This is a genomic window from Geodermatophilus sp. SYSU D00708, from assembly GCF_054050115.1.
Map to the genome: position 1 here is coordinate 106633 of NZ_JBJGYS010000005.1, position 25915 is coordinate 132547.

The 25915-nt window shown below is 71.8% G+C and carries 19 protein-coding genes and 4 tRNA genes; 5 read left to right on the plus strand and 18 right to left on the minus strand.

Features of this window, described 5'->3' with window-relative positions:
• Positions 1-147: 147 nt before the first annotated feature.
• The 9 genes from ACI79D_RS06595 to ACI79D_RS06635 form a co-directional block, all read right to left on the minus strand.
• Positions 148-4053 (minus strand): DNA-directed RNA polymerase subunit beta', encoded by a 3906-nt coding sequence (locus tag ACI79D_RS06595; protein ID WP_456917534.1) that lies wholly within the window; start codon positions 4051-4053, stop codon positions 148-150.
• Between the two features lie 102 nt (positions 4054-4155).
• A complete protein-coding gene (rpoB, locus tag ACI79D_RS06600) occupies positions 4156-7665 on the minus strand; it encodes a DNA-directed RNA polymerase subunit beta (RefSeq protein ID WP_456917535.1) in 3510 nt (1169 codons plus the stop codon).
• A 607-nt stretch (positions 7666-8272) separates the two neighbouring features.
• On the minus strand, positions 8273-8665 hold the full coding sequence (gene rplL / locus ACI79D_RS06605) for a 50S ribosomal protein L7/L12 (protein WP_456917536.1): 393 nt from the start codon (positions 8663-8665) through the stop codon (positions 8273-8275).
• 17 nt (positions 8666-8682) lie between these two features.
• The gene (gene rplJ / locus ACI79D_RS06610; protein WP_456917537.1) at positions 8683-9276 is read right to left on the minus strand and encodes a 50S ribosomal protein L10; all 594 of its coding nucleotides are present in this window, start codon (positions 9274-9276) and stop codon (positions 8683-8685) included.
• Between the two features lie 383 nt (positions 9277-9659).
• Positions 9660-10379 (minus strand): 50S ribosomal protein L1, encoded by a 720-nt coding sequence (gene rplA / locus ACI79D_RS06615; RefSeq protein ID WP_456917538.1) that lies wholly within the window; start codon positions 10377-10379, stop codon positions 9660-9662.
• Positions 10380-10513: 134 nt separating this feature from the next.
• Positions 10514-10945, minus strand: a complete 432-nt coding sequence (gene rplK / locus ACI79D_RS06620) for a 50S ribosomal protein L11 (RefSeq protein WP_091446692.1) — start codon at positions 10943-10945, stop codon at positions 10514-10516.
• A gap of 88 nt (positions 10946-11033) precedes the next feature.
• Complete coding sequence (gene nusG / locus ACI79D_RS06625; RefSeq protein WP_456917539.1) at positions 11034-11912, minus strand: transcription termination/antitermination protein NusG; 879 nt, start codon at positions 11910-11912, stop codon at positions 11034-11036.
• A 44-nt stretch (positions 11913-11956) separates the two neighbouring features.
• The gene (secE, locus tag ACI79D_RS06630; protein ID WP_456917540.1) at positions 11957-12511 is read right to left on the minus strand and encodes a preprotein translocase subunit SecE; all 555 of its coding nucleotides are present in this window, start codon (positions 12509-12511) and stop codon (positions 11957-11959) included.
• A gap of 109 nt (positions 12512-12620) precedes the next feature.
• A tRNA-Trp gene (locus tag ACI79D_RS06635) sits at positions 12621-12693 on the minus strand.
• Positions 12694-13026: 333 nt separating this feature from the next.
• Between ACI79D_RS06635 and ACI79D_RS06640 the strand changes: the two genes are divergently transcribed.
• Positions 13027-14283 (plus strand): pyridoxal phosphate-dependent aminotransferase, encoded by a 1257-nt coding sequence (locus ACI79D_RS06640; protein WP_456917541.1) that lies wholly within the window; start codon positions 13027-13029, stop codon positions 14281-14283.
• 109 nt (positions 14284-14392) lie between these two features.
• On the opposite strand, the gene ACI79D_RS06645 is transcribed toward ACI79D_RS06640, so the two are convergent.
• The 7 genes from ACI79D_RS06645 to ACI79D_RS06675 all read right to left on the minus strand — a co-directional run bounded on the left by ACI79D_RS06645 (position 14393) and on the right by ACI79D_RS06675 (position 19821).
• Positions 14393-15814: a M1 family aminopeptidase gene (locus tag ACI79D_RS06645; RefSeq protein WP_456917542.1), complete on the minus strand. Its 1422-nt coding sequence runs from the start codon at positions 15812-15814 to the stop codon at positions 14393-14395.
• Positions 15811-16227 carry a MaoC family dehydratase gene (locus tag ACI79D_RS06650; RefSeq protein WP_456917543.1) on the minus strand — a complete coding sequence of 139 codons (417 nt, stop codon included), beginning with the start codon at positions 16225-16227 and terminating at the stop codon, positions 15811-15813. Before ACI79D_RS06650 ends, ACI79D_RS06645 begins: the two co-directional genes overlap by 4 nt.
• A 40-nt stretch (positions 16228-16267) precedes the next feature.
• Positions 16268-16714 (minus strand): FAS1-like dehydratase domain-containing protein, encoded by a 447-nt coding sequence (locus ACI79D_RS06655; protein WP_456917544.1) that lies wholly within the window; start codon positions 16712-16714, stop codon positions 16268-16270.
• Positions 16715-16747: 33 nt separating this feature from the next.
• On the minus strand, positions 16748-16912 hold the full coding sequence (gene rpmG, locus ACI79D_RS06660; protein WP_097205646.1) for a 50S ribosomal protein L33: 165 nt from the start codon (positions 16910-16912) through the stop codon (positions 16748-16750).
• 96 nt (positions 16913-17008) lie between these two features.
• Positions 17009-17082: transfer RNA gene (locus tag ACI79D_RS06665), tRNA-Met, on the minus strand.
• A gap of 46 nt (positions 17083-17128) precedes the next feature.
• Positions 17129-17201, minus strand: a tRNA-Thr gene (locus ACI79D_RS06670).
• 70 nt (positions 17202-17271) lie between these two features.
• The gene (locus tag ACI79D_RS06675; RefSeq protein WP_456917545.1) at positions 17272-19821 is read right to left on the minus strand and encodes a putative bifunctional diguanylate cyclase/phosphodiesterase; all 2550 of its coding nucleotides are present in this window, start codon (positions 19819-19821) and stop codon (positions 17272-17274) included.
• Between the two features lie 613 nt (positions 19822-20434).
• On the opposite strand from ACI79D_RS06675, the gene ACI79D_RS06680 reads away from it, so the two are divergent.
• Positions 20435-20866 carry a pilus assembly protein TadG-related protein gene (locus ACI79D_RS06680; RefSeq protein WP_456917546.1) on the plus strand — a complete coding sequence of 144 codons (432 nt, stop codon included), beginning with the start codon at positions 20435-20437 and terminating at the stop codon, positions 20864-20866.
• Between the two features lie 68 nt (positions 20867-20934).
• On the opposite strand, the gene ACI79D_RS06685 is transcribed toward ACI79D_RS06680, so the two are convergent.
• A tRNA-Tyr gene (locus ACI79D_RS06685) sits at positions 20935-21016 on the minus strand.
• Between the two features lie 88 nt (positions 21017-21104).
• On the opposite strand from ACI79D_RS06685, the gene ACI79D_RS06690 reads away from it, so the two are divergent.
• Positions 21105-21596 carry a YajQ family cyclic di-GMP-binding protein gene (locus tag ACI79D_RS06690; RefSeq protein WP_456917547.1) on the plus strand — a complete coding sequence of 164 codons (492 nt, stop codon included), beginning with the start codon at positions 21105-21107 and terminating at the stop codon, positions 21594-21596.
• An 87-nt stretch (positions 21597-21683) separates the two neighbouring features.
• On the opposite strand, the gene htpX is transcribed toward ACI79D_RS06690, so the two are convergent.
• Positions 21684-22553, minus strand: a complete 870-nt coding sequence (gene htpX / locus ACI79D_RS06695; RefSeq protein ID WP_456917548.1) for a zinc metalloprotease HtpX — start codon at positions 22551-22553, stop codon at positions 21684-21686.
• Positions 22554-22742: 189 nt separating this feature from the next.
• Between htpX and ACI79D_RS06700 the strand changes: the two genes are divergently transcribed.
• On the plus strand, positions 22743-24680 hold the full coding sequence (locus tag ACI79D_RS06700) for a 2-oxoacid:acceptor oxidoreductase subunit alpha (protein WP_456917549.1): 1938 nt from the start codon (positions 22743-22745) through the stop codon (positions 24678-24680).
• Positions 24677-25768, plus strand: coding sequence for a 2-oxoacid:ferredoxin oxidoreductase subunit beta (locus tag ACI79D_RS06705; RefSeq protein ID WP_456917550.1), 1092 nt, complete (start codon positions 24677-24679; stop codon positions 25766-25768). Before ACI79D_RS06700 ends, ACI79D_RS06705 begins: the two co-directional genes overlap by 4 nt.
• The last annotated feature ends 147 nt before the right edge of the window (positions 25769-25915 follow it).

Genomic DNA, 25915 nt, shown 5'->3' on the forward strand with positions numbered 1-25915 from the left:
CGGCAGCTCGTCGGCTGGACGGGGACGGCAACGAGAAGGGCCCCGCAGATCTCGCGATCTGCGGGGCCCTTCTCACGTGCTCGATCGGACGGCCCCCTGCAGGGTCCCGCTACGAGCCTGCGAGTAGCGGGGGGCAGGGGGTGTTCTTCAGCCTCGCCAGTCGTACTCCTCGAGGCGGACGGCCTCGCCGGAGCCCTGACCGAAGACGTCCGGGCTGTAGTACTGCCCGTCGTCGTACCCGGCCATCGTGTAGACGGCGGCGCGGGCCTCCTCGGTCGGCTCGACCGTGATGTTCCGGTAGCGGCTGATGCCGGTACCGGCCGGGATCAGCTTCCCGATGATCACGTTCTCCTTGAGGCCGAGCAGGCTGTCGCTCTTGCCCTGGATCGCGGCGTCGGTGAGCACCTTGGTCGTCTCCTGGAAGGAGGCGGCCGACAGCCACGACTCGGTCGCGAGCGAGGCCTTGGTGATGCCCATGAGCACCGGGCGGGCCGAGGCCGGCTCGCCGCCCTCGGCGACGACCCGACGGTTCTCGGTCTCGAACAGCGTCCGCTCGACCAGCGCACCCGGCAGGAACTCCGTCGCGCCCGAGTCGATGATGGTCACCCGCTTGAGCATCTGCCGGATGATCACCTCGATGTGCTTGTCGTGGATCGACACGCCCTGGCTGCGGTAGACCTCCTGGACCTCGCGGACCAGGTGTAGCTGCACCTCGCGCGGGCCCATGATCCGCAGCACCTCGTGCGGGTCGACCGCACCCTCGGTGAGCTGCTCGCCGACCTCGACGTGGCCGCCGTCCTCGACCCGCAGCCGCGCGCGGCGCGACAGCTTGTCGTAGACGACCTCGTCGGAGCCGTCGTCCGGCGTGATCGTGAGCTTGCGGAACTGCTCGCCGTCCTCGATGCGGACGGCGCCGGCCAGCTCGGCGATCGGCGCCTTGCCCTTGGGGACGCGGGCCTCGAAGAGCTCCACCACACGCGGCAGACCGTGGGTGATGTCCTCACCCGCGACACCACCGGTGTGGAAGGTGCGCATCGTCAGCTGGGTGCCGGGCTCACCGATCGACTGGGCGGCGATGATGCCGACCGCCTCGCCGACGTCCACCAGCTTGCCGGTCGCCAGCGAGCGGCCGTAGCAGGTGGCGCAGGTGCCGAGCAGCGACTCACAGGTCAGGACGCAGCGGACCTTGACCTCCGCGACGTTGGCGTCGACCAGCTGGCCGATCAGCACGTCGCCGAGGTCCTGGCCGGCCTGCGCGATCAGCGTGCCGTCCTCGGCCACCACGTCGGCGGCCAGGGAGCGCGCGTACACGCTGGTCTCGACGTGGGCGTCCCGGGTCAGCTGACCGTCGATCACGGTCGCGATCGGCATGATCACGCCGCGCTCGGTGCCGCAGTCCTCCTCGCGGATGATGACGTCCTGGGAGACGTCGACCAGCCGGCGGGTGAGGTACCCGGAGTCCGCCGTCCGCAGCGCGGTGTCGGCCAGACCCTTGCGCGCACCGTGCGTGGAGATGAAGTACTCCAGCACGGACAGACCCTCCCGGAAGTTGGCCTTGATCGGCCGCGGGATGATCTCGCCCTTCGGGTTGGCGACCAGACCACGCATACCGGCGATCTGGCTGATCTGCATCATGTTGCCTCGGGCGCCCGAGTTGACCATGACCCAGACCGGGTTGGTGGTCGGGAAGTTGTCCACCATCGCCTGGGAGACCTCGGCCCGCGCGCGGGTCCAGATCTCGATCAGCTCGCCACGACGCTCGGCGTCGGTGATGACACCGCGCTCGTACTGGCGCTCGATCTGCCGGGCCTCGGCCTCGTGCCGGTCGAGGATCTCCTGCTTGGCCGGCGGGGTGACGACGTCGTCGATGGCGATCGTGACGCCGGACCGGGTGGCCCAGCGGAAACCGGCCGACTTGAGGGCGTCCAGCGTCGCCGCGACCTGCACCTTGGGGTAGCGCTCGGCGAGGTCGTTGACGATCGCCCCGAGCTCCTTCTTCGGCACCTGGTAGTTGACGAAGCGGTAGTCCTCGGGCAGGGCCTCGTTGAACAGCACGCGGCCCAGGCTGGTCGAGACCAGCGCCGGCGCACCCGGGGTCCAGTCCTCCGGCTGCTCCCACGGCTCGTTGACCTTGCCGTTGTCGACGCCGAACACCTCGTCGAGGCGGATCAGCGCCCGCTCCTGCAGACCCAGCGCACCCTGGTCGAAGGCCATGATCGCCTCGGCCGTCGACCCGAACGCCGCCGGCTGGCCGCCGTCGGCCTCGTGCCGGCTGGGCACCAGGGTGGTCAGGTGGTACAGGCCCAGCACCATGTCCTGGGTCGGCGCGGTGATCGGGCGACCGTCGGCCGGGGACAGGATGTTGTTCGACGACAGCATGAGGATCCGGGCCTCGGCCTGGGCCTCCGCCGACAGCGGCAGGTGCACCGCCATCTGGTCACCGTCGAAGTCCGCGTTGAACGCGGTGCAGACCAGCGGGTGGATCTGGATGGCCTTGCCCTCGACCAGCTGCGGCTCGAAGGCCTGGATGCCCAGACGGTGCAGGGTCGGCGCCCGGTTGAGCAGCACCGGGTGCTCGGTGATGACCTCCTCGAGCACGTCCCACACGACCGGCCGCGCGCGCTCCACCATCCGCTTGGCGGACTTGATGTTCTGCGCGTGGTTGAGGTCGACCAGCCGCTTCATGACGAAGGGCTTGAACAGCTCCAGGGCCATCTGCTTGGGCAGACCGCACTGGTGCAGCTTCAGCTGCGGGCCGACCACGATGACCGACCGGCCGGAGTAGTCGACGCGCTTGCCGAGCAGGTTCTGGCGGAACCGGCCCTGCTTGCCCTTGAGCAGGTCCGACAGCGACTTGAGCGGGCGGTTCCCCGGGCCGGTGACCGGCCGGCCGCGACGGCCGTTGTCGAACAGCGCGTCGACCGACTCCTGCAGCATCCGCTTCTCGTTGTTCACGATGATCTCGGGCGCGCCGAGGTCGAGCAGACGCTTGAGCCGGTTGTTCCGGTTGATCACGCGGCGGTACAGGTCGTTCATGTCGCTGGTGGCGAAGCGGCCACCGTCGAGCTGCACCATCGGGCGCAGGTCCGGCGGGATGACCGGGACGCAGTCCAGCACCATGCCCATGGGCGAGTTGCGGGTCTGCTGGAAGGCCGCGACGACCTTGAGCCGCTTGAGGGCCCGCAGCTTGCGCTGGCCCTTGCCGCTGCGGATGGTCTCGCGCAGCGAGGCGGCCTCGGCGTCGAGGTCGAAGTCGGCGAGCAGCTTCTGCAGCGCCGCGGCACCCATGCCGCCCTCGAAGTACTCGCCGAACCGGTCGCGCAGCTCGCGGTAGAGGCCCTCGTCGGCGATGAGCTGCTTGACCTCGAGCTTGCGGAAGGTGTCGAGCACCTCCTCGAGGCGGTCGATCTCCCGCTGGGCGCGGTCGCGCAGCTGGCGCATCTCGCGCTCGCCACCCTCACGCACCTTGCGGCGGACGTCGGACTTGGCGCCCTCGGCCTCGAGCTCGGCGAGGTCGGCCTCCAGCTTCTGCTGGCGGGCCTCCACGTCGGCGTCCCGGCGGCTCTCGAGGTTGTGCTTCTCCGCGCTGATCTCGGCCTCGATGGTCGGGAGGTCGCGGTGGCGCGCCTCCTCGTCGACCGAGGTGATCAGGTAGGCCGCGAAGTAGATGATCTTCTCGAGGTCCTTGGGCGCCAGGTCGAGCAGGTAGCCCAGGCGCGAGGGGACGCCCTTGAAGAACCAGATGTGGGTCACCGGCGCGGCCAGCTCGATGTGGCCCATCCGCTCGCGGCGGACCTTGGCCCGGGTCACCTCGACGCCGCAGCGCTCACAGATGATGCCCTTGAACCGGACCCGCTTGTACTTGCCGCAGTAGCACTCCCAGTCCCGCGTGGGACCGAAGATCTTCTCGCAGAAGAGACCGTCCTTCTCCGGACGCAGCGTCCGGTAGTTGATGGTCTCGGGCTTCTTCACCTCACCGTGGCTCCACTGGCGGATGTCGTCGCCGGTGGCCAGACCGATGCGGAGCTCGTCGAAGAAGTTGACGTCGAGCACTGAGTGGACCCCTTTCCCGGGGCTCGGTTACTGCACTTCTTGCTGATGGTCTTGGGGTGGGCGCCGGCCGGCCCCGGGTGCCCGGGGCCGGCCGGCGGCCGATCACACGTCCTCGACGCTGGAGGGCTCGCGGCGGGACAGGTCGATGCCCAGCTCCTCCGCGGCCCGGAACACCTCGTCGTCGGTGTCACGCAATTCGATTGCCTGCCCGTCGCCGGAGAGCACCTCGACGTTGAGGCAGAGCGACTGCAGCTCCTTGAGCAACACCTTGAACGACTCCGGGATGCCCGGCTCGGGGATGTTCTCGCCCTTGACGATTGCCTCGTAGACCTTGACGCGGCCCAGGATGTCGTCGGACTTGATGGTGAGCAGCTCCTGCAGCGCGTAGGCCGCGCCGTAGGCCTGCATCGCCCAGCACTCCATCTCGCCGAACCGCTGGCCACCGAACTGCGCCTTACCACCCAGCGGCTGCTGCGTGATCATCGAGTAGGGGCCGGTCGAGCGGGCGTGGATCTTGTCGTCGACCAGGTGCAGCAGCTTGAGGATGTAGACGTAGCCCACCGAGATCGGCTCGGGGAACGGCTCACCGGAGCGGCCGTCGAACAGCCGCGCCTTGCCGGTCGGGGCCACCATCCGGTTGCCGTCGCGGTTGGGGACGGTCGAGCTCAGCAGCCCGACGATCTCCTCCTCGCGCGCACCGTCGAACACCGGGGTCGCCGTCCGGGTGCCCGGCGCGGCCGCCTTCGCCGCCTCCGGCAGGTTCTGCGCCCACTCGGGGTCACCCTCGACCTGCCAGCCGGACTTGGCGACCCACCCGAGGTGGGTCTCCAGGACCTGGCCGACGTTCATCCGGCCGGGCACGCCCAGCGGGTTGAGGACGATGTCCACCGGGGTGCCGTCCTCGAGGAACGGCATGTCTTCCTGCGGCAGGATCTTGGCGATGACGCCCTTGTTGCCGTGGCGGCCGGCGAGCTTGTCACCGTCGGAGATCTTGCGCATCTGGGCGACGTAGACCCGGATCAGCTCGTTGACGCCGGCGGGCAGTTCGTCGCCGTCCTCGCGCGAGAACACGCGGACGCCGATGACCTTGCCGGACTCACCGTGCTTGACCTTCAGCGACGTGTCGCGGACCTCGCGGGCCTTCTCACCGAAGATCGCGCGGAGCAGCCGCTCCTCGGGGGTCAGCTCGGTCTCGCCCTTGGGCGTGACCTTGCCGACGAGGATGTCGCCGGGGACGACCTCGGCACCGATGCGGATGATGCCGCGCTCGTCGAGGTCGGCGAGGACCTCCTCGGAGACGTTCGGGATGTCCCGGGTGATCTCCTCGGCACCGAGCTTGGTGTCGCGGGCGTCGACCTCGAACTCCTCGATGTGGATCGAGGACAGGACGTCGTCCTGCACGAGGCGCTGCGACAGGATGATCGCGTCCTCGTAGTTGTGACCCTCCCACGGCATGAAGGCGACGAGCAGGTTCTTGCCCAGCGCCATCTCGCCCTGGTCGGTGCACGGCCCGTCGGCGATGACCTGGCCGACCTCGACGCGCTGGCCCTCGTCGACGACGGGGGTCTGGTTGATCGAGGTGCCCTGGTTCGAGCGGCGGAACTTCAGCAGGCGGTAGGTCTGCCGGGTGCCGTCGTCGGCCATGACGGTGACGTAGTCGGCGGTGGAGTCCTCGACCACACCGGCCTTCTCGGCCACCACGACGTCGCCGGCGTCGACGGCGGCACGCAGCTCCATGCCGGTGCCGACCAGCGGCGCCTCGCTGCGCAGCAGCGGGACGGCCTGACGCTGCATGTTCGCGCCCATGAGCGCGCGGTTGGCGTCGTCGTGCTCGAGGAACGGGATCATCGCCGTCGCGACCGAGGTCATCTGCCGCGGCGAGACGTCCATGTAGTCGACCTGCTCGGGCGAGAGGTAGTCGACCTCACCGCCCTTGGTGCGGACCAGGACGCGCTCCTCGGCGAACCGGCCCTGGACGTCCAGCGGCGAGTTGGCCTGGGCGACGACGAAGCGGTCCTCCTCGTCGGCGGTCAGGTAGTCGATCCGGTCGGTGACCACACCGTTCTCGACCCGGCGGTACGGGGTCTCGATGAAGCCGAAGGCGTTCACCCGCCCGTAGGCCGACAGCGACCCGATCAGGCCGATGTTCGGGCCTTCCGGCGTCTCGATCGGGCACATCCGGCCGTAGTGGCTCGGGTGGACGTCGCGGACCTCCATGCCGGCCCGCTCACGGGACAGACCACCCGGGCCCAGCGCCGACAGACGACGCTTGTGGGTCAGGCCCGCGAGCGGGTTGGTCTGGTCCATGAACTGGGACAGCTGGCTGGTGCCGAAGAACTCCTTGATGGAGGCGACGACCGGCCGGATGTTGATCAGGGTCTGCGGCGTGATCGCCTCGACGTCCTGGGTGGTCATCCGCTCGCGGACGACGCGCTCCATGCGGGAGAGGCCGACCCGGATCTGGTTCTGGATCAGCTCACCGACGGTGCGCAGCCGGCGGTTGCCGAAGTGGTCGATGTCGTCGACACCGTGCTCGGGCTCGCCCGCGTGCAGGCGCACCACGTACTCGATGGTGGCGACGATGTCGTCCTCGGTCAGCGTCAGCGTGCTCTGCGGCACCTCGACGCCGAGCTTCTTGTTGACCTTGTAGCGGCCGACCTTGGCCAGGTCGTAGCGCTTCGGGTTGAAGAAGAGGTTCTCCAACAGCGCCTGGGCGCTCTCCCGCGTCGGCGGCTCGCCCGGCCGCAGCTTGCGGTAGATGTCGAGCAGCGCCTCGTCCTGCCCGGCGATGTGGTCCTTCTCCAGGGTGGCGAGGACGGTCGGCGACCACTGGAAGTGCTCGCGGATGCGGTCCTCGGTCCAGCCCAGCGCCTTGAGCAGCACGGTGACCGGCTGCCGGCGCTTGCGGTCGATGCGGACGCCGACGGTGTCGCGCTTGTCGACGTCGAACTCCAGCCACGCACCGCGGCTGGGGATGACCTTGGCGCTGAAGACGTCCTTGTCGGAGGTCTTGTCCAGGGTCTTGTCGAAGTAGACGCCGGGGCTGCGGACGAGCTGCGAGACGACGACACGCTCGGTCCCGTTGATGACGAACGTGCCCTTGTTCGTCATGATCGGGAAGTCGCCCATGAACACCGTCTGGCTCTTGATCTCGCCGGTGGTGTTGTTCATGAACTCGGCGGTGACGAACAGCGGCGCCGCGTAGGTCATGTCCTTGTCCTTGCACTCCTCGAGGGACGCCTTGACGTCCTCGAAGCGCGGGTTGGAGAAGGACAGCGACATCGAGCCGCTGAAGTCCTCGATCGGCGAGATCTCCTCGAGGATCTCGGCGAGGCCGCCGACCGCGGTCGCCTGCTCCTCGGGGGAGAGGGTGGCCCGCCACTCGGGGCTGCCGACCAGCCAGTCGAAGGAGGCCGTCTGCAGCGCCAGGAGGTCCGGCACCTCGAGGGGCTCGGAGATCTTGGCGAACGAGACGCGCAGCGGGGCGCCGGGGATCTTCTGCTGGTCGGCCTCGCCGGTGCGGGGGCCGGTCTGCGGGGGCTGCTGGGTGGTACCGGTGGTGCCTGACTCAGTGGTGCTGGCGGAGATGCTGGTGGGGCGAGAGCCTGCCAAGATGCGTCCTTCCAAGGACCTCACGACGTGCGGGCGGTGGGTGCTGGTTCGTCCTGGGTCGTCGTCGGTAATGGCGGGGCTGTCCGCGTCGGTCCTGCACCGTGTCGGTCTCCCGGGTGTGGCCGGGACGAATCCCGGGCACCACTGGTGACCCGTCAGTAGCGGGCAGGCAGTCAGGGGGCAGCGCAACAGAGAACCCTACCCCTGCTACGGCGGGCTGTCCACGTCGGGGGTCCGGTAGCGACCGGAGACACACCCGGGAAGGCAGCCGGCCCAGCGGGGCCGGGTCGGGTCGTGCGCGACGACACGGCCATGATGCCAGGCCGACCGCCTCTGCGGGACCGCCACGCCGGGCTTTCCTGGCCGGACCGCACGGTCCGCCGGACGTCAGGGGATGGCGCGCCCTCGCCGTCCGCCGGTCCGACGGCGCACCGGCGAGGGCTCGGGGGCGGAGCCGGCGAACGCCGCAGGGGCCGCCCTCCGGGTGGAGGACGGCCCCTGCGGGTCGTGCGAGGTGGTGCTCACCCGGCGACGAGGCGCCGGGCAGGGGGCTTCGCTGCAGGGTCCCGCTGCCTGCGCGTGCGAGGCGTGGGGGCAGCGAGGGCCCTTACTTGACGGTGACGGTGGCGCCGGCGCCCTCGAGAGCGGCCTTGGCCTTCTCGGCGGCGTCCTTGGCGACCTTCTCCAGGACCGGCTTCGGCGCGCCGTCGACCAGGTCCTTGGCCTCCTTGAGGCCCAGCGAGGTCAGGCCGCGCACCTCCTTGATGACCTGGATCTTCTTGTCACCGGCGCTCTCGAGGATGACGTCGAACTCGTCCTGCTCCTCGGCGGCCGGGGCACCGCCGTCGCCGCCACCGGCGGCCGGGGCGGCCGCGACGGCGACCGGCGCAGCAGCGGTGACCTCGAAGGTCTCCTCGAACTGCTTCACGAAGTCGGACAGCTCGAGCAGCGTCATCTCCTTGAACGCGTCGAGCAGGTCCTGGGTGGACAGCTTGGCCATGATCTCTCCTTCGGGGGTCAGTCGGTGCTGGCCGCGGCGTCGGCGGCGTCAGCGTCGGTGGCGGGGGTGGTGTCAGCAGCAGCGGAGTCGGCGCCCTCGGCGGGCTTCTTCTCCTGCAGCGCAGCGGCCAGGCGGGCGACCTGGGACAGCGGGGCCTGGAACAGACCCGCGGCCTTGGTGAGGTTGCCCTTCATCGCGCCGGCCAGCTTGGCCAGCAGGACCTCGCGCGGCTCGACGTCGGCCAGGGCGGTGACCTCGGCGGCGCCGACGGTGCGGCCCTCGACGACGGCACCCTTGACGACGAGCAGCGGGTTGGCCCGCGCGAAGTCACGGATGGCCTTGGCGGCGTTCACCGGGTCGCCCTCGATGAAGGCGATCGCGGTGGGCCCGTTGAGCAGCGGGGCGAGGTCGCCGAAGCCGACCTGCTCCGCGGCACGCTTCGTCAGGGTGTTCTTGACGACGGCGTAGCTGCTGCCCTCACCGAGGGAACGGCGCAGCTGGGTCAGCTGGGCCACGGTCAGCCCGCGGTACTCGGTGAGCACCGCCGCGCTGGACGACTGGAACCGCTCGGTGATCTCGTCGATCACCGCGGCCTTCGCCTGCGTGGGCATGGGCCTCCTCTCGTCTGTCGGGCGACCACCGGCCGGTGCACGACGGCGGGCGATGTCCGGGCCCGGAGACGAGGAACGCCCCGGCGCAGGGCGCACGGGGCGAGGGGTGGGCGCACGGCGCTCACCGATCGAACCGTCCTCCTGCGCGGGCCGCCCGGGATCCGGGACCTTCGATCGCACGCGGACGTGCGACGACCTGCGGTCTTGGGGGGAACGAGGTCAAGGGTACACCCGCCCGCGGGGCCGCCGCTGTCGCCGTCGTCACCCGGGACGACGGAGGCCCCGCCGCGCGGTGCGCGACGGGGCCCCGTGACGTGCGGGTGCTGGCCCCGTCCAGAGGCTCACCGCGAGCGTGCGAGCGGTGAGGGGGACGGGGTCCTTCCTCAGGCGGTGGGCTCGTCCACCGTCAGGTTGCGGGTGCGGTTCGGGTCGACCGGGATGCCCGGGCCCATGGTCGTGGAGATGGTGACCTTCTTGACGTACCGGCCCTTGGCCGCGGCCGGCTTGGCCCGCAGGACCTCGTCCAGCGCCGCGGCGTAGTTCTCCACCAGCTTGGTCTCGTCGAACGAAGTCTTGCCGATGACCAGGTGCAGGTTGGCCTGCTTGTCGACGCGGAAGTTGATCTTCCCGCCCTTGATGTCGTTGACGGCCTTGGTCACGTCGGGGGTGACGGTGCCGGTCTTCGGGTTCGGCATCAGGCCGCGCGGGCCGAGGATGCGGGCGATGCGGCCGACCTTGGCCATCTGGTCCGGGGTCGCGATCGCGGCGTCGAAGTCCAGGAAGCCGCCCTGGATGCGCTCGATCAGGTCGTCCGAGCCGACGACGTCGGCGCCGGCGGCCTCGGCCTCGGCGGCCTTGTCACCGGTCGCGAACACGATGACCCGGGCGGTCTTGCCGGTGCCGTGCGGCAGGTTGACCGTGCCGCGGACCATCTGGTCGGCCTTGCGCGGGTCGACGCCCAGCCGCATGGCCACCTCGACGGTCGCGTCGTAGGTGGTCGGCGACGTCTCCTTGGCCAGGGACGCGGCCTGCAGCGGGGAGTACAGGTTCTCGCGGTCGACCTTCGCGGCCGCCTCGCGGAACTTCTTGCCGTGCTTCGCCATGGTGTGTCCTCTCCCCCGGCGCGCGGCCGGGAGTCGTGTGGTGCGCGGGCCTGGCGAGAGGCCCTCCCACGAGTGCTGTCGGGCCCGTGGCCCGGACCCGGTGGTACAACGCCGCCGCCGAGCGGCGGCTTCCGTCAACCCTGGACGGTGATGCCCATCGACCGGGCGGTGCCGGCGATGATCTTCTCGGCCTCGTCGAGGGAGTTGGCGTTGAGGTCGGCCATCTTGGTCTGGGCGATCTCGCGGACCTGGTCACGGGTGACGGTGGCGACCTTGGTCTTGTGCGGCTCGCCGGAGCCCTTCTCCACGCCGGCCGCCTTGAGCAGCATGCGCGCCGCCGGCGGGGTCTTGGTGACGAAGGTGAACGAGCGGTCCTCGTAGACCGAGATCTCGACCGGGATCACGTTGCCGCGCTGCGACTCCGTGGCGGCGTTGTAGGCCTTGCAGAACTCCATGATGTTGACGCCGTGCTGGCCGAGCGCCGGACCCACGGGCGGGGCGGGGGTGGCCGCACCGGCGTTGATCTGGAGCTTGATGACCGCGGTCAACCGCTTCCTGGGGGGCATGACTTCCTTCTTCGTGACGGGGTGGAACGGCCTCGTCGCAGGGCCCCGCCGCGAGAGTGCGAGCGGTGGGGAGCGACGGGGTCCTTCCTCAGATCTTCTGGACCTGGTTGAACGAGAGCTCGACCGGCGTCTCCCGGCCGAAGATGGAGACGAGCACCTGCAGCTTCTGCTGCTCGGCGTTGATCTCGTTGATCGTGGCCGGGAGGGTGGCGAACGGGCCGTCCATGACGGTGACCGACTCGCCGACCTCGAAGTCGACGACGGCGGCCGGCGCGGCCGTGGTGGTCGTCGTCTCGGCGGCCTTGGCCGCCGGCTTCTGGACGGCCGGGGCGAGGATCTTGACGACCTCGTCGAGGGTGAGCGGCGAGGGCCGCGAGGTGGCGCCCACGAAGCCGGTGACGCCCGGGGTGTTGCGCACCGCGCCCCAGGACTCGTCGTTGAGCTCCATGCGGACCAGCAGGTATCCGGGGAAGACCTTGCGGTTGACCTGCGTGCGCTTGCCGTTCTTGATCTCGGTGACCTCCTCGGTGGGCACCTCGATCTGGTAGATGAAGTCCTCCATGTCCAGCGACTGGATGCGGGACTCGAGGTTGGTCTTCACCTTGTTCTCGTAGCCCGCGTAGGAGTGGACGACGTACCAGTCGCCGGGCGCGATCCGCAGGGCCTTGCGAAGCGTCTCGGCCGGGTCCTCGTCCTCCTGGTCCTCCGGGAGGTCGGAGGACGGCGCGGGCGCGGCCAGCGGGTCGCTCACGAGGCTCTCGGCGTCGCCGCTCTCGACCTCGGGCGCCGCGTCGGCCACGCCGGTGAGGGCGTCCTGGTCGGCGGTGTCGGAGGAACCCTCGGCGGCACCGGGCTCCCCCGCGCCGGTCTCCACGTCAGCGGCACCGCGGACGTCGAAACGTGCGTCGTCGAGGTCGATCCCCTCGACGGCGCTGTCGGTGTCGAAGGGCTCGCGGGGGTCGGTCACGGTGTCTCTTCCTCGTCGGCGTCGTGTGGGTGTGGCGGCGGTGCTCAGCCGAAGACGGCGAGCACGCCCTTGGCGAAGAGGAGGTCCAGGCCGGCCACCAGCGCCACGATGAAGGCCACGAAGACGATGACGACGGTCGTGTAGGTGATCAGCTCGCGCCGCCCCGGCCAGATGACCTTGCGCAGCTCGGCGACGACCTCGCGCAGGAACCGGCGGATGCTGCGCCGCTGGCGGACCTCCTCGGCGCGGGCCCGCTGCGCGGCCGCGCGCGACCGCGTGCCGGCACCGTCCGCGTCCCGCCCGGCGGGACGGGCAGCGGTGCGCTCCCGGGCCGGCCTGCGGGTGCGCGAGGCGACCGGCTCGTCGTCGTCCTCGTCGTCCCCCGCGGTGATGCGGCTGCCGCGCCGGGCGCCCGAGGGGCGCCCGGCCACGACCTTGCCCTCGTCGGCCTCGGCCTCGGCGGCGACGTCGGCCTCGGCGGCCTCGAGCTCGGCGGCGTCGTCGACGCCCGGGGCCTCGCGGTCGAGCTGCTCGTCGGTCAGCTCGGCGTCGGAGGCCGCGCGAGGATCGTCCTCGCGGCCCGGCTTCTCGTCGCTCACTGCGCCTCGCTCGCCTCGTGGGTGGTGGCCGCTGCTCTCGGGCCGACGGTCGGTGGTCGGTGCTGTCGTACGGATCGTGCACGTCGCCGGCGGGAGCCGGCGGCACGGGCAGGGGTGACAGGACTTGAACCTGCAGCCTGCGGTTTTGGAGACCGCTGCTCTGCCAATTGAGCTACACCCCTATGCCCTGGGCCGGGCCTGGGACCGCGCGCCCCACCCCGGCCAGCACCGAGCCCGTGGGGGCATCCGGGGCACGCCGGTGGCGGGGTCAACTGCCCCAGGACAGCCAGTGTACGGGACCGACGGGGGCCTCAGCCAACGTCCCTCCGAAAGGGTGCCGAGGGATCGACGAGTCCGCCCCGGGGCCGGTCCGCCGGGCGCTGGAGGGAGGCCGTGCGAGAGGAGGCCGGCGGGCCACCTCCCCCCGTCGTCACCGACGGTGCTCGAGGCCACCGGGGGTCGGTGGTCCGGGATCGGGGGCGACCCCGGCCGCCATCCTTTGACACGATGAGGGCATGACCGCCGTCTCCTCCTCGGAGCCCGCTGCCCCCGCCACCGACCTGCCGCCAGCGCAGCGGCGGATCTCCCGCCGGATCGCCGCCATCGCCGAGTCCGCGACGCTCGCGGTGGATGCGAAGGCCAAGGCGCTCAAGGCGGCGGGCAAGCCGGTGATCGGCTTCGGCGCCGGCGAACCGGACTTCCCGACGCCCGACTACGTCGTCGAGGCCGCCCTCACCGCCTGCCGCCAGCCGGCCATGCACCGCTACACCCCCGCGGGCGGCCTGCCGGCGCTCAAGGAGGCGATCGTGGCCAAGTCCGCCCGCGACTCCGGCCTCCGCATCACCCCGGCCAACGTGCTGGTCACCAACGGCGGCAAGCAGGCCGTGTACGAGGCGTTCGCCACGATGCTCGACCCCGGTGACGAGGTGCTGCTCCCCGCGCCGTACTGGACGACCTACCCCGAGGCGATCGCCCTCGCCGGCGGCGTGCCGGTGCCGGTCGTGGCCGACGAGGAGAGCGGCTACCTGGTGTCGGTCGCCCAGCTGGAGGCCGCCCGCACGCCGCGCACCAAGGTGCTGCTGTTCTGCTCGCCGTCGAACCCCACCGGCGCGGTGTACCCGCCCGAGGTGGTCGAGGAGATCGGCCGATGGGCGCTGGACAACGGGCTGTGGGTGCTCACCGACGAGATCTACGAGCACCTGACCTACGACGGGGCCACCGCACCCTCCATGCCGGTCGTCGTCCCCGAGCTGGCCGACCGGTGCGTCGTGGTCAACGGGGTCGCCAAGACCTACGCGATGACCGGCTGGCGGGTCGGCTGGATCGCCGGCCCAGCCGACGTCGTCAAGGCGGCCACCAACCTGCAGTCGCACGCCACCTCCAACGTGGCCAACGTCTCGCAGGCGGCCGCGATCGCCGCCCTGAACGGCGACCTGTCGGCGGTGGCGACCATGAAGGAGGCCTTCGACCGGCGGCGCCGCACGATCGTCGCCATGCTGCGCGAGATCCCCGGCGTGGCCTGCCCGGAACCGCGGGGGGCGTTCTACGTCTACCCGTCGGTGAAGGGCCTGCTGGGCCGGCCGATCGCCGGGCGGACGGCGAGCACCAGCGTCGAGCTGGCCGAGCTGATCCTCGAGGAGGCCGAGGTCGCGGTCGTCCCCGGTGAGGCCTTCGGCACCCCCGGGTACCTGCGGATGTCCTACGCGCTGGGCGACGACGACCTGGTGGAGGGCGTCAGCCGGATGCAGCGCCTGCTCGGCTCCGCCGACTGAGCACGGACCCCGAGAAGGACCCCCCTGCAGGGTCCCGCCGCTCCCAGGCTCGTGGCGGGACCCTGCAGGGGGGCCACCCGACCGCGGGCAGGCTCGCGGCGGACCGGGCCTAGCCGGGCAGGTCGTCCTCCTGCAGGGCCCCGGCGTCCACCAGGACGTCGAGGGCCGCGGGGAGGTCCTGCAGCGCGAGGGCGACGTCCTCCGGGGTGGCGATCGTCCAGGCGTTGGCGTTGACGTAGCAGCGCAGCGCGGCGTCGAAGGCCTCGGCACCGGCGGCCTCGCGGGCGGCCAGCAGCGCGGCACCGCCCTTGCCGTAGACCCGGCGGAAGTACGGCCCGGAGGCCGTGAACGCGTCCATCGCCGAGCCGACGTCCCCGGGCACCTGCAGCGCCTGCTCCACCTCCACGCCCGGCGCCGGGAAGGCCACCGACTCCGCGTAGGTGGCGAAGGCCTCGTCCAGCCAGGGGTCGCGGAACTGGGAGTCCCCGACCATCCCGTAGAACCACATGTGCGCGACCTCGTGCAGCAGCACCACCCGGTCGGCGCCGGCCAGCAGGATCGAGCTGGGGTACTCGATGCCGCCGCCGTAGTCGGCGAGCAGGGGCACGGTGAGCGTCTCGTACGGGAAGTCGCCGAAGCGCTCCTCCAGCGCGCCGATGGCCTCGACGGTCCAGCCGGCCAGCTCGTCGGCGGGGACCTGTGGATCGGGCAGCACCCCGGTGGTCACCTCGACGCCGCCGGGCGTGGTGGCCGTGGCGGTGGTGAACTCCCCCACCGCGACGCTGACGTCCCGCGCCACCGGCTCGGTCGACGTCCAGGTGCGGCGGCCGTCGCGGGGCGCGGAGGGCTCCTCCTGGTCGCCGGTCATGAGGACGGTGAGGTCCTCGGGCGCGGAGACGCGGATCGTGGTGTCGGCGACCGGGCTGACCGCGGTCTCCCCCGTCACGTCGACGAACGGGTCGCGGGCCCAGCCGACGGCGGGCTCCCAGGCGAGCAGCGGGGCGCCGCTGGCCCACCAGGACACCCCCTCGGCCGTCCCGACCCGCTCGAAGCCGCCCTGGCCCAGCGTCAGCGTGAAGTCCAGCTCCACCTCCGTGGCGTCCCCGGCCGCGAGCTCGTCGTCCAGCCGGACGACGTAGAGCCCCCCGGGGTCCTCGGCGCCGGCGTCCTCGTAGCCGCCCCCGGCGACGTCGTCCCCGCGGACGGCGTCGACGGCCAGCCGGTTGCCCGCGCGGGCGGCGTCGGGCGCGTTCGGGACCAGGCGGAAGACCAGCTCGTCGGTGGCGCGGTCGGGGGTGAAGACCACCGTCTCGGTCCCGGTGACCGTCCGCAGGTCGTCCTCCAGCCGGACGTCGAGGGTCACCACGGGTCGGTCGGGGTCGGGCTCCGCGCGCCGGTCGCAGCTGCCGGGCTCCCCCGCCGGGGGCGGCGGAGCGCCCTCCGCGGCGACGGTGTCGACGAAGGAGGTCCCGCAGCCGGCCAGGAGCAGCACCGAGGCGGCCGCGACGACCGCCCGGTGCCGCCCGTTCACGCCAGCTGGACGGTGGCCCGGGCCAGCGAGAGGACCTTCTCGCCGCCGCTGGTGACCGTGAGGTCGACGCGGACGCGACCGTGCTCCCCGAGGGCGGCGACCTTCCCGCGCACGGTGACTGAGGCGCCGTCGGCGTCGTCCGGGACGACGACCGTCCGGCCGAACCGGACGTGGTACTCCACCAGGGCGCCCGGGTCCCCGGCCCAGGCGGTGACCGCGCGGCCGGCCAGCGCCATGGTCAGCATCCCGTGGGCGATGACCCCGGGCAGGCCGACCTCGGTGGCCACGCGCTCGTTCCAGTGGATCGGGTTGAAGTCGCCCGAGGCCCCGGCGTAGCGCACCAGGTCGGCGCGGGTGACCCGGTAGGTCTGCTCGGGCAGCTCGGTCCCGACGGCGACGTCCGCGGCTCTCACGCTGCCCCCCGCTCGCTGCCGGGCTCCCGCCCCTGCCCGCTCACGCCGTCCCCCTCGCGACCAGCATCGACGACGCCGAGCACACCGGCTCGCCGTCCTCGGTGGCGACGTCGACCCGCGTGGTGAGCAGGTCGTTGCCCGCGACGCTGCGGACCGCCTCGATCGTGGGGACGGCGACCAGGCGGTCCCCGGCGCGGATCGGGCGGTGGTGGGTGAACTTCTGCTCGCCGTGCACGACGCGGCTGTAGTCCAGGTCGACGTCCGGGTCCTCGACCACGACGCCGGCGGCCGAGAGGGTCAGCACGATGGCGAACGTGGGCGGGGCGATGACGTCGAGGTGCCCCGCGGCGCGGGCGGCGGCGGGGTCGCGGTGCACCGGGTCGGTCTCGCCGATCGCGGCGGCGAACTCGGCGATCTTCTCGCGACCGACCTCGTAGACGGCGGAGGGCGGGTAGCTGCGCCCGACCAGTGTCGGATCAAGCGCCATGCTCCCGCCCTCCTCCCGCGTGGGGCCGCTGCGTCAGCGGGTCTCGCGGTGGATCGTGTGCTTGCGGTCCTTCGGGCAGTACTTCTTCAGCTCGAGCCGGTCGGGGTCGTTGCGCCGGTTCTTGCGGGTGATGTAGTTGCGGTTCTTGCACTCCTGGCACGCCAGGGTGATCTTGGGACGGATGTCGGTGGCTGCCACGGAGTTCTCCTAGCCTTGTCGGACGGGCCTGCCGGGCCCGGCGTGCGGACGGCGTCCACACGACGACGGACCCCGGGGTGCGGGGTCCGTCGAGAGTAGCGGTGACCGGATTTGAACCGGTGACACAGCGATTATGAGCCGCTTGCTCTGCCTGGCTGAGCTACACCGCCGGGATGACCCGTGCGGCCCGGTCTCGCGACTGGACCGGTGGGTCGGAGCCCCTTTACGGAATCGAACCGTAGACCTTCTCCTTACCATGGAGACGCTCTGCCGACTGAGCTAAAGGGGCGGTGGCCGGAGCCGTCATGAACTCTACCTGACGGCTCCAGGGGCCTGCTGCAGGGGGGTCCCCCGGCCGGTCACGTGCGGACGAACAACCGCCGGTGCGGCGTGCCCGGGACGGCGGACCGGACGCCGGTGCGGGCGAGGATCCAGCTCTCCAGGCGGTCGTCGGGCAGCGGCCGGCTGACCAGGAAGCCCTGGAGCTTGTCGCAACCCATCTCGGCCAGGAGGTTGCGGGTCAGCTCGTCCTCGACGCCCTCGGCCACCACGCGCAGCCCCAGGTTGTGGGCGAGCTCGATGATCGAGCGGGCGATGAACGACTCCCCCTGGCTGGTCGACATCCCCAGCACGAAGGACTTGTCGATCTTCACCTCGTCGATCGGCAGCTGGCGCAGCTGGGACAGCGACGAGTACCCGGTCCCGAAGTCGTCCATGGACAGCCGCAGCCCGAGGGCGTGGAGGTCGGCCAGCACGGTGCTGCTGCGCACCGAGTCGTCCACGACGCTGCCCTCGGTGAGCTCCAGGGTGAGCAGCTCCCCCGGGACGCCGTGCCGCCGCAGCGCCCGGCGCACGCGGTCGACCAGGTCGGGCTCGGAGAGGCAGCGCGCCGAGAGGTTGACCGCGACCGAGAGGGCGATGTCCTGGTCCAGCCACTTGCGGCAGCGGGCCAGCGCCAGGTCGAGCACGTGGTCGGTGAGCAGGCCGATCCGGCCGATCTGCTCGGCCAGGTGGATGAAGTCGTCCGGCGCGATGGCGCCGTAGCGGGGGTGGGCCCAGCGCACCAGCGTCTCCACCGAGACGATGTCGGAGGATCGCGCGTCGATGATCGGCTGGAAGACCACGCTGATCTGCCCGTCGGCCATGGCCTGCTCGAGCTCGGTGCCCAGCTGCAGGCGGCGCAGGCTCTGCTGGTCGAGCACCGGGTGGTAGCTGGCGATCCCGCTGGAGCCGGAGCCGGCGAGCAGGGCGACGTCGGCCCGCTGCATGAGGGTGCCGGCGTCGTTGCCGTGGACCGGCGCCGCGGCCACGCCGATGGAGAGGGTGACCTCCAGGTCCAGCCCCGCGACCCGGGCGCGGGTCGAGGTCGCCTCCCGCAGCCGGCGGGCGGCGCGCTCGGTGGCCGCCAGGGACAGGCCGGGCAGCAGGACGGCGAACTGCTCGCCCTCCATCCGCGCGACGAGGGCCTGCGGTGGCGCGTGCTCCCGGAGCAGGCCGGCGGTCACCAGCAGCAGCTCGTCGCTGGCCGCGTGCCCGAGGGTGTCGGTGACCTCGGTGTAGTTGTCCAGCGCGGCGAGGATCAGGCCCACCCGGCCGCCGACCGGGTCGGCGGCCAGCAGCGCGTCGATCTCCACGGCGAGGCGCTGCCGGTTGGGCAGGCCGGTGAGCCGGTCGTGGTCGGCGTCGTAGCGGATCTGGGTCAGCAGCTGCTGCTGCCGGATCGCCGCGTTGACGTGGGTGAGCATGGAGTCCAGCGCGGAGCGGTCGCCGCCGCCGAAGGTCATCACGTCACTGCGCCGGTCGCAGACCTCGAGGTAGCCGGGCTCGCCGGCGGCGGTGGCGACCGGCGCGGCGAGCAGGTCACGGGCGCCGCGCCGGGCCAGGGCAGCGGCCTCGGTCTCGGTCGCGCGGGCGAGGCTCACCAGCAGCGGGCCGTCGTTCGACCCGTCGGTGGCCCGCCGGCGGATGAGGTCGTCGGGGTCGCCGGGGCCGTCGTACCAGGAGCGGCCGTCCTCGGCGGCGACGACGAGCTGGGGCCCCTCGTCCAGGTACGGGGGCAGCCACAGGGCGACGCGCTCGGCGTTGAGCAGCTCCCGGACGGCGTCGACGATCTGGAAGGTGCCCTCCTCGTCCGGCGCGACGCCCTCGACGCGACGGGCGAACTCGTACACCCGCTCCAGCCGCTTGCTCTCGCGCGCCACGGCCGCGAACCGCCGGAACAGCAGGATGACGGCCGCGGCCGCGGGGAGCATGAGCACCCCGGACCACACCGTCAGCGAGGTCAGCAGCAGCGCGACGACGGCCACGGAGACCGCGAACGGCCCGACCACGGCGATCGGCAGCAACTGCTCCTGCCAGAACTGCCGGCCGGGGTCGCCACCGCTGAGCCGGATGGCGGTGACCACGAGCGAGGTGCCGACGACGTCGGCCGCCAGGACGGCGAGGATGAGGGCGAACCAGGTGATCGGCGCGGTGAGCTCGCCCACGGGCAGGATCTCGAGGACGGCGGCGGCCACGGCCATCTCCACCACGGCGACCGCGAGGTTGTACACGGCCTTGGCCGGCGCGTAGCGCTGCACGGCCAGGCTGGCGCCCAGACCCAGGACCCGGGCGACGGCCGCCCAGAGACCGCCCACCTCGACCAGGGCGAGGGTCATGGCCAGCTCGCTCACCGACCACAGATAGGTCTGCCGGCGGAACTCGATCTGCAGGGAGACGGTCTCGGTCACGAAGAACGCGATGGCGACGAGCAGGAAGGGCAGCGGCTCGAACGCCGTGGTCGCCCGGGGGAACACGAGGACGGCGACGACCACCGCGAGCAGGACACCGCCTGCCGCGATGGCCCACGGATGGAGTGGCGCGGCGGCCCGTGGCAACGGCGCGCGCGGCTCGGGACTGGCCAACGTCACCCGGATTCTGGGGAAGGGGAGGAGAGCGCGCCGAGGCTAACAGCGGAATTCGCCGGGAAGGGAGCGCCACCAACCCGAACGGGGCAGCCGGTCCGCCGCCGGACCAACTGCCCCGTGGGGATGTCTAGCGGGTACTCAGCAGCCCCACTTGGCCCCGCGACCCCACTTGGCCCCGCGACCCCACTTGGCTCCGCGACCCCACTTGGCTCCACGCTGCGTGTTCATGACGCCTCCTCAGGCATGAAGGACTGCACAGATGTGCGGCAGTCACCCAGGCGCGGGGGCAGAGCGTCGTTCGGTACGGACCGCGCCCGAGAGATTGCTGCCCGTCACCCGATCCGGACAAGCACGGAAGATCACGACCGAGTGACGAACCGTCATGCCGTCACTCTGCGTAGCGCGATCTGCCACTGTGTCACCTGTTGGCGTGACCACCGGAACGGGTGAGACTCCTGTGCCCACCGGGACGCCGACCGCGACAGTGGAGGGCGTGTCGCCCGCGATCCACAGGCGGCGGAGCCCCGCACCGGCCCTCCCGACGCCTCGTCCACAGCCGTCCACAGCGCAGTCCACAGGCCGTGGACTGCGCGCGACGCGCCCTGCGCTCCCCGCCGTGCGACGCGACGAGCAGGAGGCCGAACGCGGTTCCACGTTGCCGCTGGTGCTGGTCTGCTGGCTGGTCGCGGCGCTGATGGCCTTCGGCGCGATCGCGGCGTCCGACGCCTTCCTCGAGCAGCAGGAGGTGCAGGCCGTCTGCGACGGAGCGGCGCTCGCCGCCGCCAACGCCACGGACGAGGCCGCGGTCTACGCCACCGGGCTGGGGACGACGCTGCCGCTCACCCTCGCCAGCACGCAGGCCGCCGTCGCCGACCAGCTCGCCGACGGCCGGACGCCGCTCGACGCGTGGTCGACCGAGACCGACGGGGTGGAGGTCACCGTGCACTGCACCCGCCGGGTCGAGATCGCCTTCGGCTGGCTCTTCCTCGGCGGGGAGCCGCTCGACCGGACCGCCGTCGCCAGCGCCCGGGCTCCGGCCACCGCCTGACGCGGGCCGGCCGGGGAAGCACGCAGGCCCCCGACCTCGGTGGAGGTCGGGGGCCTGCGACGTACCTGTGGCGGGTGAAGGATTCGAACCTTCGTAGGCTAAGCCGACGGATTTACAGTCCGCTCCCATTGGCCACTCGGGCAACCCGCCGTGGTGGTACCGGAAGAGCGTACAAGACGACACCGCCGCCCCCACCAGGCACCCCGCGTGGACGGCGGACCGAGAGGAGCACCCACAGATGGCCGACTCGTCCTTCGACGTGGTGAGCAAGGTCGACCGCCAGGAGGTCGACAACGCGCTCAACCAGGCCGCCAAGGAGCTCACCCAGCGCTTCGACTTCCGTGGCACCAACGCCAGCATCGCGTGGGCCGGCGAGGAGGGCGTCACCCTGCAGGCCGACACCGAGGAGCGGGTCACCGCCGCCCTCGACGTGTTCAAGGACAAGCTGGTCAAGCGCAAGATCTCGCTGAAGTCCCTCGACGCCGACGACCCGCAGTCCTCCGGCAAGGGCTACAAGATCTCCGCCCGCATCAAGCAGGGCATCGAGTCGGACACCGCCAAGAAGATCGCCAAGATCATCCGGGACGAGGGGCCGAAGGGCGTGCAGGCGCAGATCCAGGGCGACTCGCTTCGGGTCAGCGGCAAGAAGCGGGACGACCTCCAGGCCGTCCAGCAACTGCTGCGGGGCAAGGACCTCGACGTCGCCCTGCAGTTCGACAACTACCGCTGAGCGGCTGAAGAGGCCCCCTCGCAGGGGCCCGCCCCGAGGAACGAGGGGTGGGGGGCGAGGGGGTCCTCCTCCCCTGGCAGGGTGCCGTCACCCCAGCTCGCGGGCGAGCTGCTCGAGCCGGGCGATGCGCTGCGGCATCGGCGGGTGGCTGGCGAACAGCGATGCCAGCCCCGGCCCGCGGAACGGGTTGGCGATCATCAGGTGGCTCTGGGTCACCAACCGGTCCTCCTGCGGCAGGGGTCGGGCGGCCGCACCCCGCTCGATCTTGCGCAGGGCGGAGGCCAGGGCCAGCGGGTCGTGCGACAGGACGGCCCCGGAGGCGTCCGCCTGGTACTCGCGGCTGCGGCTGACCGCCATCTGCACCAGCCCGGCCGCGAGCGGGCCGAGGACCACCAGCAGCAGGCTGCCGAGGGCGTTGCCGCCTCCGCGCTCGTCGGACCGCCCGCCGAACAGCGAGGCGAACATCGCCATGTGCGCGAGGTAGGTGACCACCGTCGCCATCGCGCCGGCGACCGAGCTGATCAGGATGTCGCGGTTGTAGACGTGCGACAGCTCGTGGGCGAGCACCCCGCGCAGCTCCCGGCGGTCCAGCAGCTCGAGGATGCCCTGGGTGACGCAGACGGCCGCGTTGCGCGGGTTGCGCCCGGTCGCGAACGCGTTGGGTTGGTCGGTGGGGCTCACGTAGAGCCGGGGCATCGGCTGGCGGGCCTCGGTGGCCAGCTCCCGGACGATCGAGTACAGCGCCGGCGCCTGGGTCTCGGTGACGGGGAAGGCCCGCATCGCCCGCAGCGCCAGCTTGTCGCTGTTGAAGTACGCGTAGCCGTTGACGGCCAGGGCGACGACGAGGGCGACCAGCAGCCCGCTGCGCCCGCCGATCAGCGCGCCGGCGGCCAGGATCAGCCCGCCCATGAGACCGAGGAGGACCGCGGTCTTCAGCCCGTTGCTCCAGCGCTGCACGTCCCGCACAACGGAGCGCCGGGGGGCGCCGTTCCCCGCGCCGGGGAGCCGCGTCCTGCGAGCACCGTCACGGAATGGCGACGCCGGAGCGGGGGTTGCGCCTCTCGGCAGCCGGGTCCGGCCCGGCGCTCTCCGACCGTCAGCCCAACAGCCGGACCGCGGGTTGTGACGGACACGTAACCTCGGCCGGTGGAGGTGCACCCACTGATGACCACGACCAACCCGCCCCAGACCGCCGGATCGGCGGGCAGCACGGCGCCCTTCGTCAAGAGCGTCGTCGAGCTGGACCGGGTCGTCATCCGGCTGGCCGGCGACTCCGGCGACGGCATGCAGCTGACCGGGAACCGGTTCACCAGCGAGACGGCGTCGTTCGGCAACGACCTGTCGACGCTGCCCAACTTCCCCGCCGAGATCCGCGCGCCGACGGGGACCCTGCCGGGCGTCAGCTCCTTCCAGCTGCACTTCGCCGACCACGACATCATGACCCCGGGCGACGCGCCGGACGTGCTGGTCGCCATGAACCCGGCCGCGCTGAAGGCCAACCTCTCCGACCTGCCCGGCGGCGGGCTGCTGATCGTCGACTCCGACGAGTTCACCCCGCGCAACCTGGCCAAGGTCGGCTACGCCACCAGCCCGCTCGAGGACGGTTCCCTCGACGGCTGGCAGCTGGTGAGCGTGCCGCTGACGAGCATGACCCTGGACGCGCTCGCCGACTCCGGCCTCGGCAAGAAGGAGGCCGAGCGCAGCAAGAACATGTTCACCCTCGGCCTGCTGAGCTGGATGTACCACCGGCCCACCGAGGGGACGATCCGCTTCCTCGAGCGCCAGTTCCGCCGCAAGCCCGAGATCGCCGCGGCCAACATCGCCGCCTTCCGGGCCGGCTACAACTACGGCGAGACGACGGAGGCCTTCGCGGTCTCCTACGAGATCAAGCCCGCGCCGATGGCCCCGGGGCGCTACCGCAACATCTCGGGCAACCAGGCCCTGGCGCTCGGCATCGTGGCCGCCGGGCAGCGGTCGGGCCTGCCGGTCTTCCTCGGCGCCTACCCGATCACGCCGGCGTCGGACATCCTCCACGAGCTGTCCCGGCACAAGGCCTTCGGCGTCCGGACCTTCCAGGCCGAGGACGAGATCGCCGGCGTCGCCTCGGCGATCGGCGCGTCCTTCGGCGGCGCGCTGGGCGTCACGACGACGTCCGGGCCGGGGATCTCGCTGAAGTCCGAGGCGATCGGCCTCGCGGTGATGACCGAGCTGCCGCTGGTGGTCGTCGACGTGCAGCGCGGCGGGCCCTCCACCGGGCTGCCCACCAAGACCGAGCAGTCGGACCTGCTGCAGGCCATGTTCGGCCGCAACGGCGAGGCGCCGCTGCCGGTGATCGCACCGCGCTCCCCCGCCGACTGCTTCGACGCGGCGCTGGAGGCGGCGCGGATGGCGCTGACCTACCGCACCCCGGTGATCCTGCTGTCCGACGGCTACCTGGCCAACGGGGCCGAGCCGTGGCAGATCCCGGACATCGAGGCGCTGCCGGACCTGCGGGTCGAGTTCGCCACCGAGCCCAACGGCGAGGACGGCGAGTTCCTCCCCTACCTGCGCGACCCCGAGACCCTCGCCCGCCCGTGGGCGATCCCGGGCACGGCCGGGATGCAGCACCGGATCGGCGGCCTGGAGAAGGCGGACAAGACCGGGAACATCTCCTACGACCCGGCCAACCACGACCTGATGACCCGGCTGCGCCAGGCCAAGGTCGACGGCATCGCGGCCACCCTGCCGCCCACCGAGGTCGACGACCCCGACGGCGACGCCCGTGTCGCCGTGATCGGCTGGGGTTCGACCTACGGCCCGATCGGGGCCGCCTGCCGTCGGATCCGCAGCTCGGGCCGCTCGGTCGCACAGATCCACCTGCGCCACCTCAACCCGATGCCGGCCGACCTCGGGGACGTCCTGCGCCGCTACGACCAGGTGGTCTGCCCCGAGATGAACATGGGGCAGCTGGCCCTGCTCCTGCGCGCCAAGTACCTCGTCGACGTCCAGAGCCACACGCAGGTGCGCGGGCTGCCCTTCCGGGCCGCCGAGCTCGCCGCGGTCATCCAGGACGTCATCGACTCCACCACCGGAGGCACCCAGTGACCACCATCGACCTCGGCATGCCGGCCGAAGGTCCCATCGCGGACGCCATCGCCCGTTCCCTCGAGAGCCAGGGCGAGAAGCAGACCGCGCTGAAGGCCAAGGACTTCAAGACCGACCAGGAGGTCCGCTGGTGCCCCGGGTGCGGTGACTACGTCATCCTCAACGCGGTCCAGAGCTTCCTGCCCACCCTCGGCATCGCGCGCGAGGACATGGTCATCGTCTCGGGCATCGGCTGCTCGTCGCGCTTCCCGTACTACATGAACACCTACGGGATGCACTCGATCCACGGCCGCGCCCCGGCGATCGCCACCGGCCTGGCCGCCTCGCGCCCGGACCTGTCGGTCTGGGTCGTGACCGGGGACGGCGACGCGCTGTCGATCGGCGGCAACCACCTGATCCACACGCTGCGCCGCAACGTGAACCTGAAGATCCTGCTGTTCAACAACCGGATCTACGGGCTCACCAAGGGCCAGTACTCGCCCACCAGCGAGGTCGGCAAGGTCACCAAGTCCACGCCGATGGGCTCCCTGGACCACCCGTTCAACCCGGTGTCCCTGGCCATCGGGGCCGACGCGACTTTCGTGGGCCGGGCGATGGACTCCGACCGCAAGGGCCTCACCGACGTGCTGCGGCAGGCCGCCGAGCACCAGGGCACGGCGCTGGTGGAGATCTACCAGAACTGCAACATCTTCAACGACGGCGCCTTCGACCTGCTCAAGGACCCGACCACCGGGACGCAGTGGTCGATCCCGCTGGAGCACGGCAAGCCGCTGGTGTTCGGTCCGGAGGGCGCGTCCTGCGTGGTCCGCGACGAGTTCGGCGGGCTGCGCATCGCCGAGACCAACCAGGTGGCCGCCGAGGACATCGTGGTGCACGACGCCACGCGCCAGGACCCGTCCTACGCCTTCGCGCTGTCGCGGCTGTCCAGCCAGGACCTGCGCTACACGCCGATGGGCGTCTTCCGGGCGGTGCAGAAGCCGACCTACGACCGGATGATGGCCGAGCAGATCGAGGAGGCCCGGACGCAGTCGCCGGCCGACCTCGACGCCATCCTGGCCGGCGGCGACACCTGGACCGTCAGCGCCTGACGGACGACGCGCACGAGGGGGGGGGGGGGGGGGGGGGGGGGGGGGGGGGGGGGGGGGGGGTGGTGGGGGGGGGGGGGGAGCGCGGGCGGTGGGGGGGGGGGTGGGGGGGGGGGGGGGGGGGGGGGGGGGCCCCGCCCCGCGGGCCGG

What these genes read in the sequence shown, in the direction of transcription:
- rplL (WP_456917536.1), bottom strand. Translation starts at nt 8,665, where the DNA reads ATGGCCAAGCTGTCCACCCAGGACCTGCTCGACGCGTTCAAGGAGATG.
- rplJ (WP_456917537.1), bottom strand. Translation starts at nt 9,276, where the DNA reads ATGCCCACGCAGGCGAAGGCCGCGGTGATCGACGAGATCACCGAGCGG.
- rplA (WP_456917538.1), bottom strand. Translation starts at nt 10,379, where the DNA reads ATGGCGAAGCACGGCAAGAAGTTCCGCGAGGCGGCCGCGAAGGTCGAC.
- rplK (WP_091446692.1), bottom strand. Translation starts at nt 10,945, where the DNA reads ATGCCCCCCAGGAAGCGGTTGACCGCGGTCATCAAGCTCCAGATCAAC.
- ACI79D_RS06640 (WP_456917541.1), top strand. Translation starts at nt 13,027, where the DNA reads ATGACCGCCGTCTCCTCCTCGGAGCCCGCTGCCCCCGCCACCGACCTG.
- ACI79D_RS06655 (WP_456917544.1), bottom strand. Translation starts at nt 16,714, where the DNA reads ATGGCGCTTGATCCGACACTGGTCGGGCGCAGCTACCCGCCCTCCGCC.
- ACI79D_RS06690 (WP_456917547.1), top strand. Translation starts at nt 21,105, where the DNA reads ATGGCCGACTCGTCCTTCGACGTGGTGAGCAAGGTCGACCGCCAGGAG.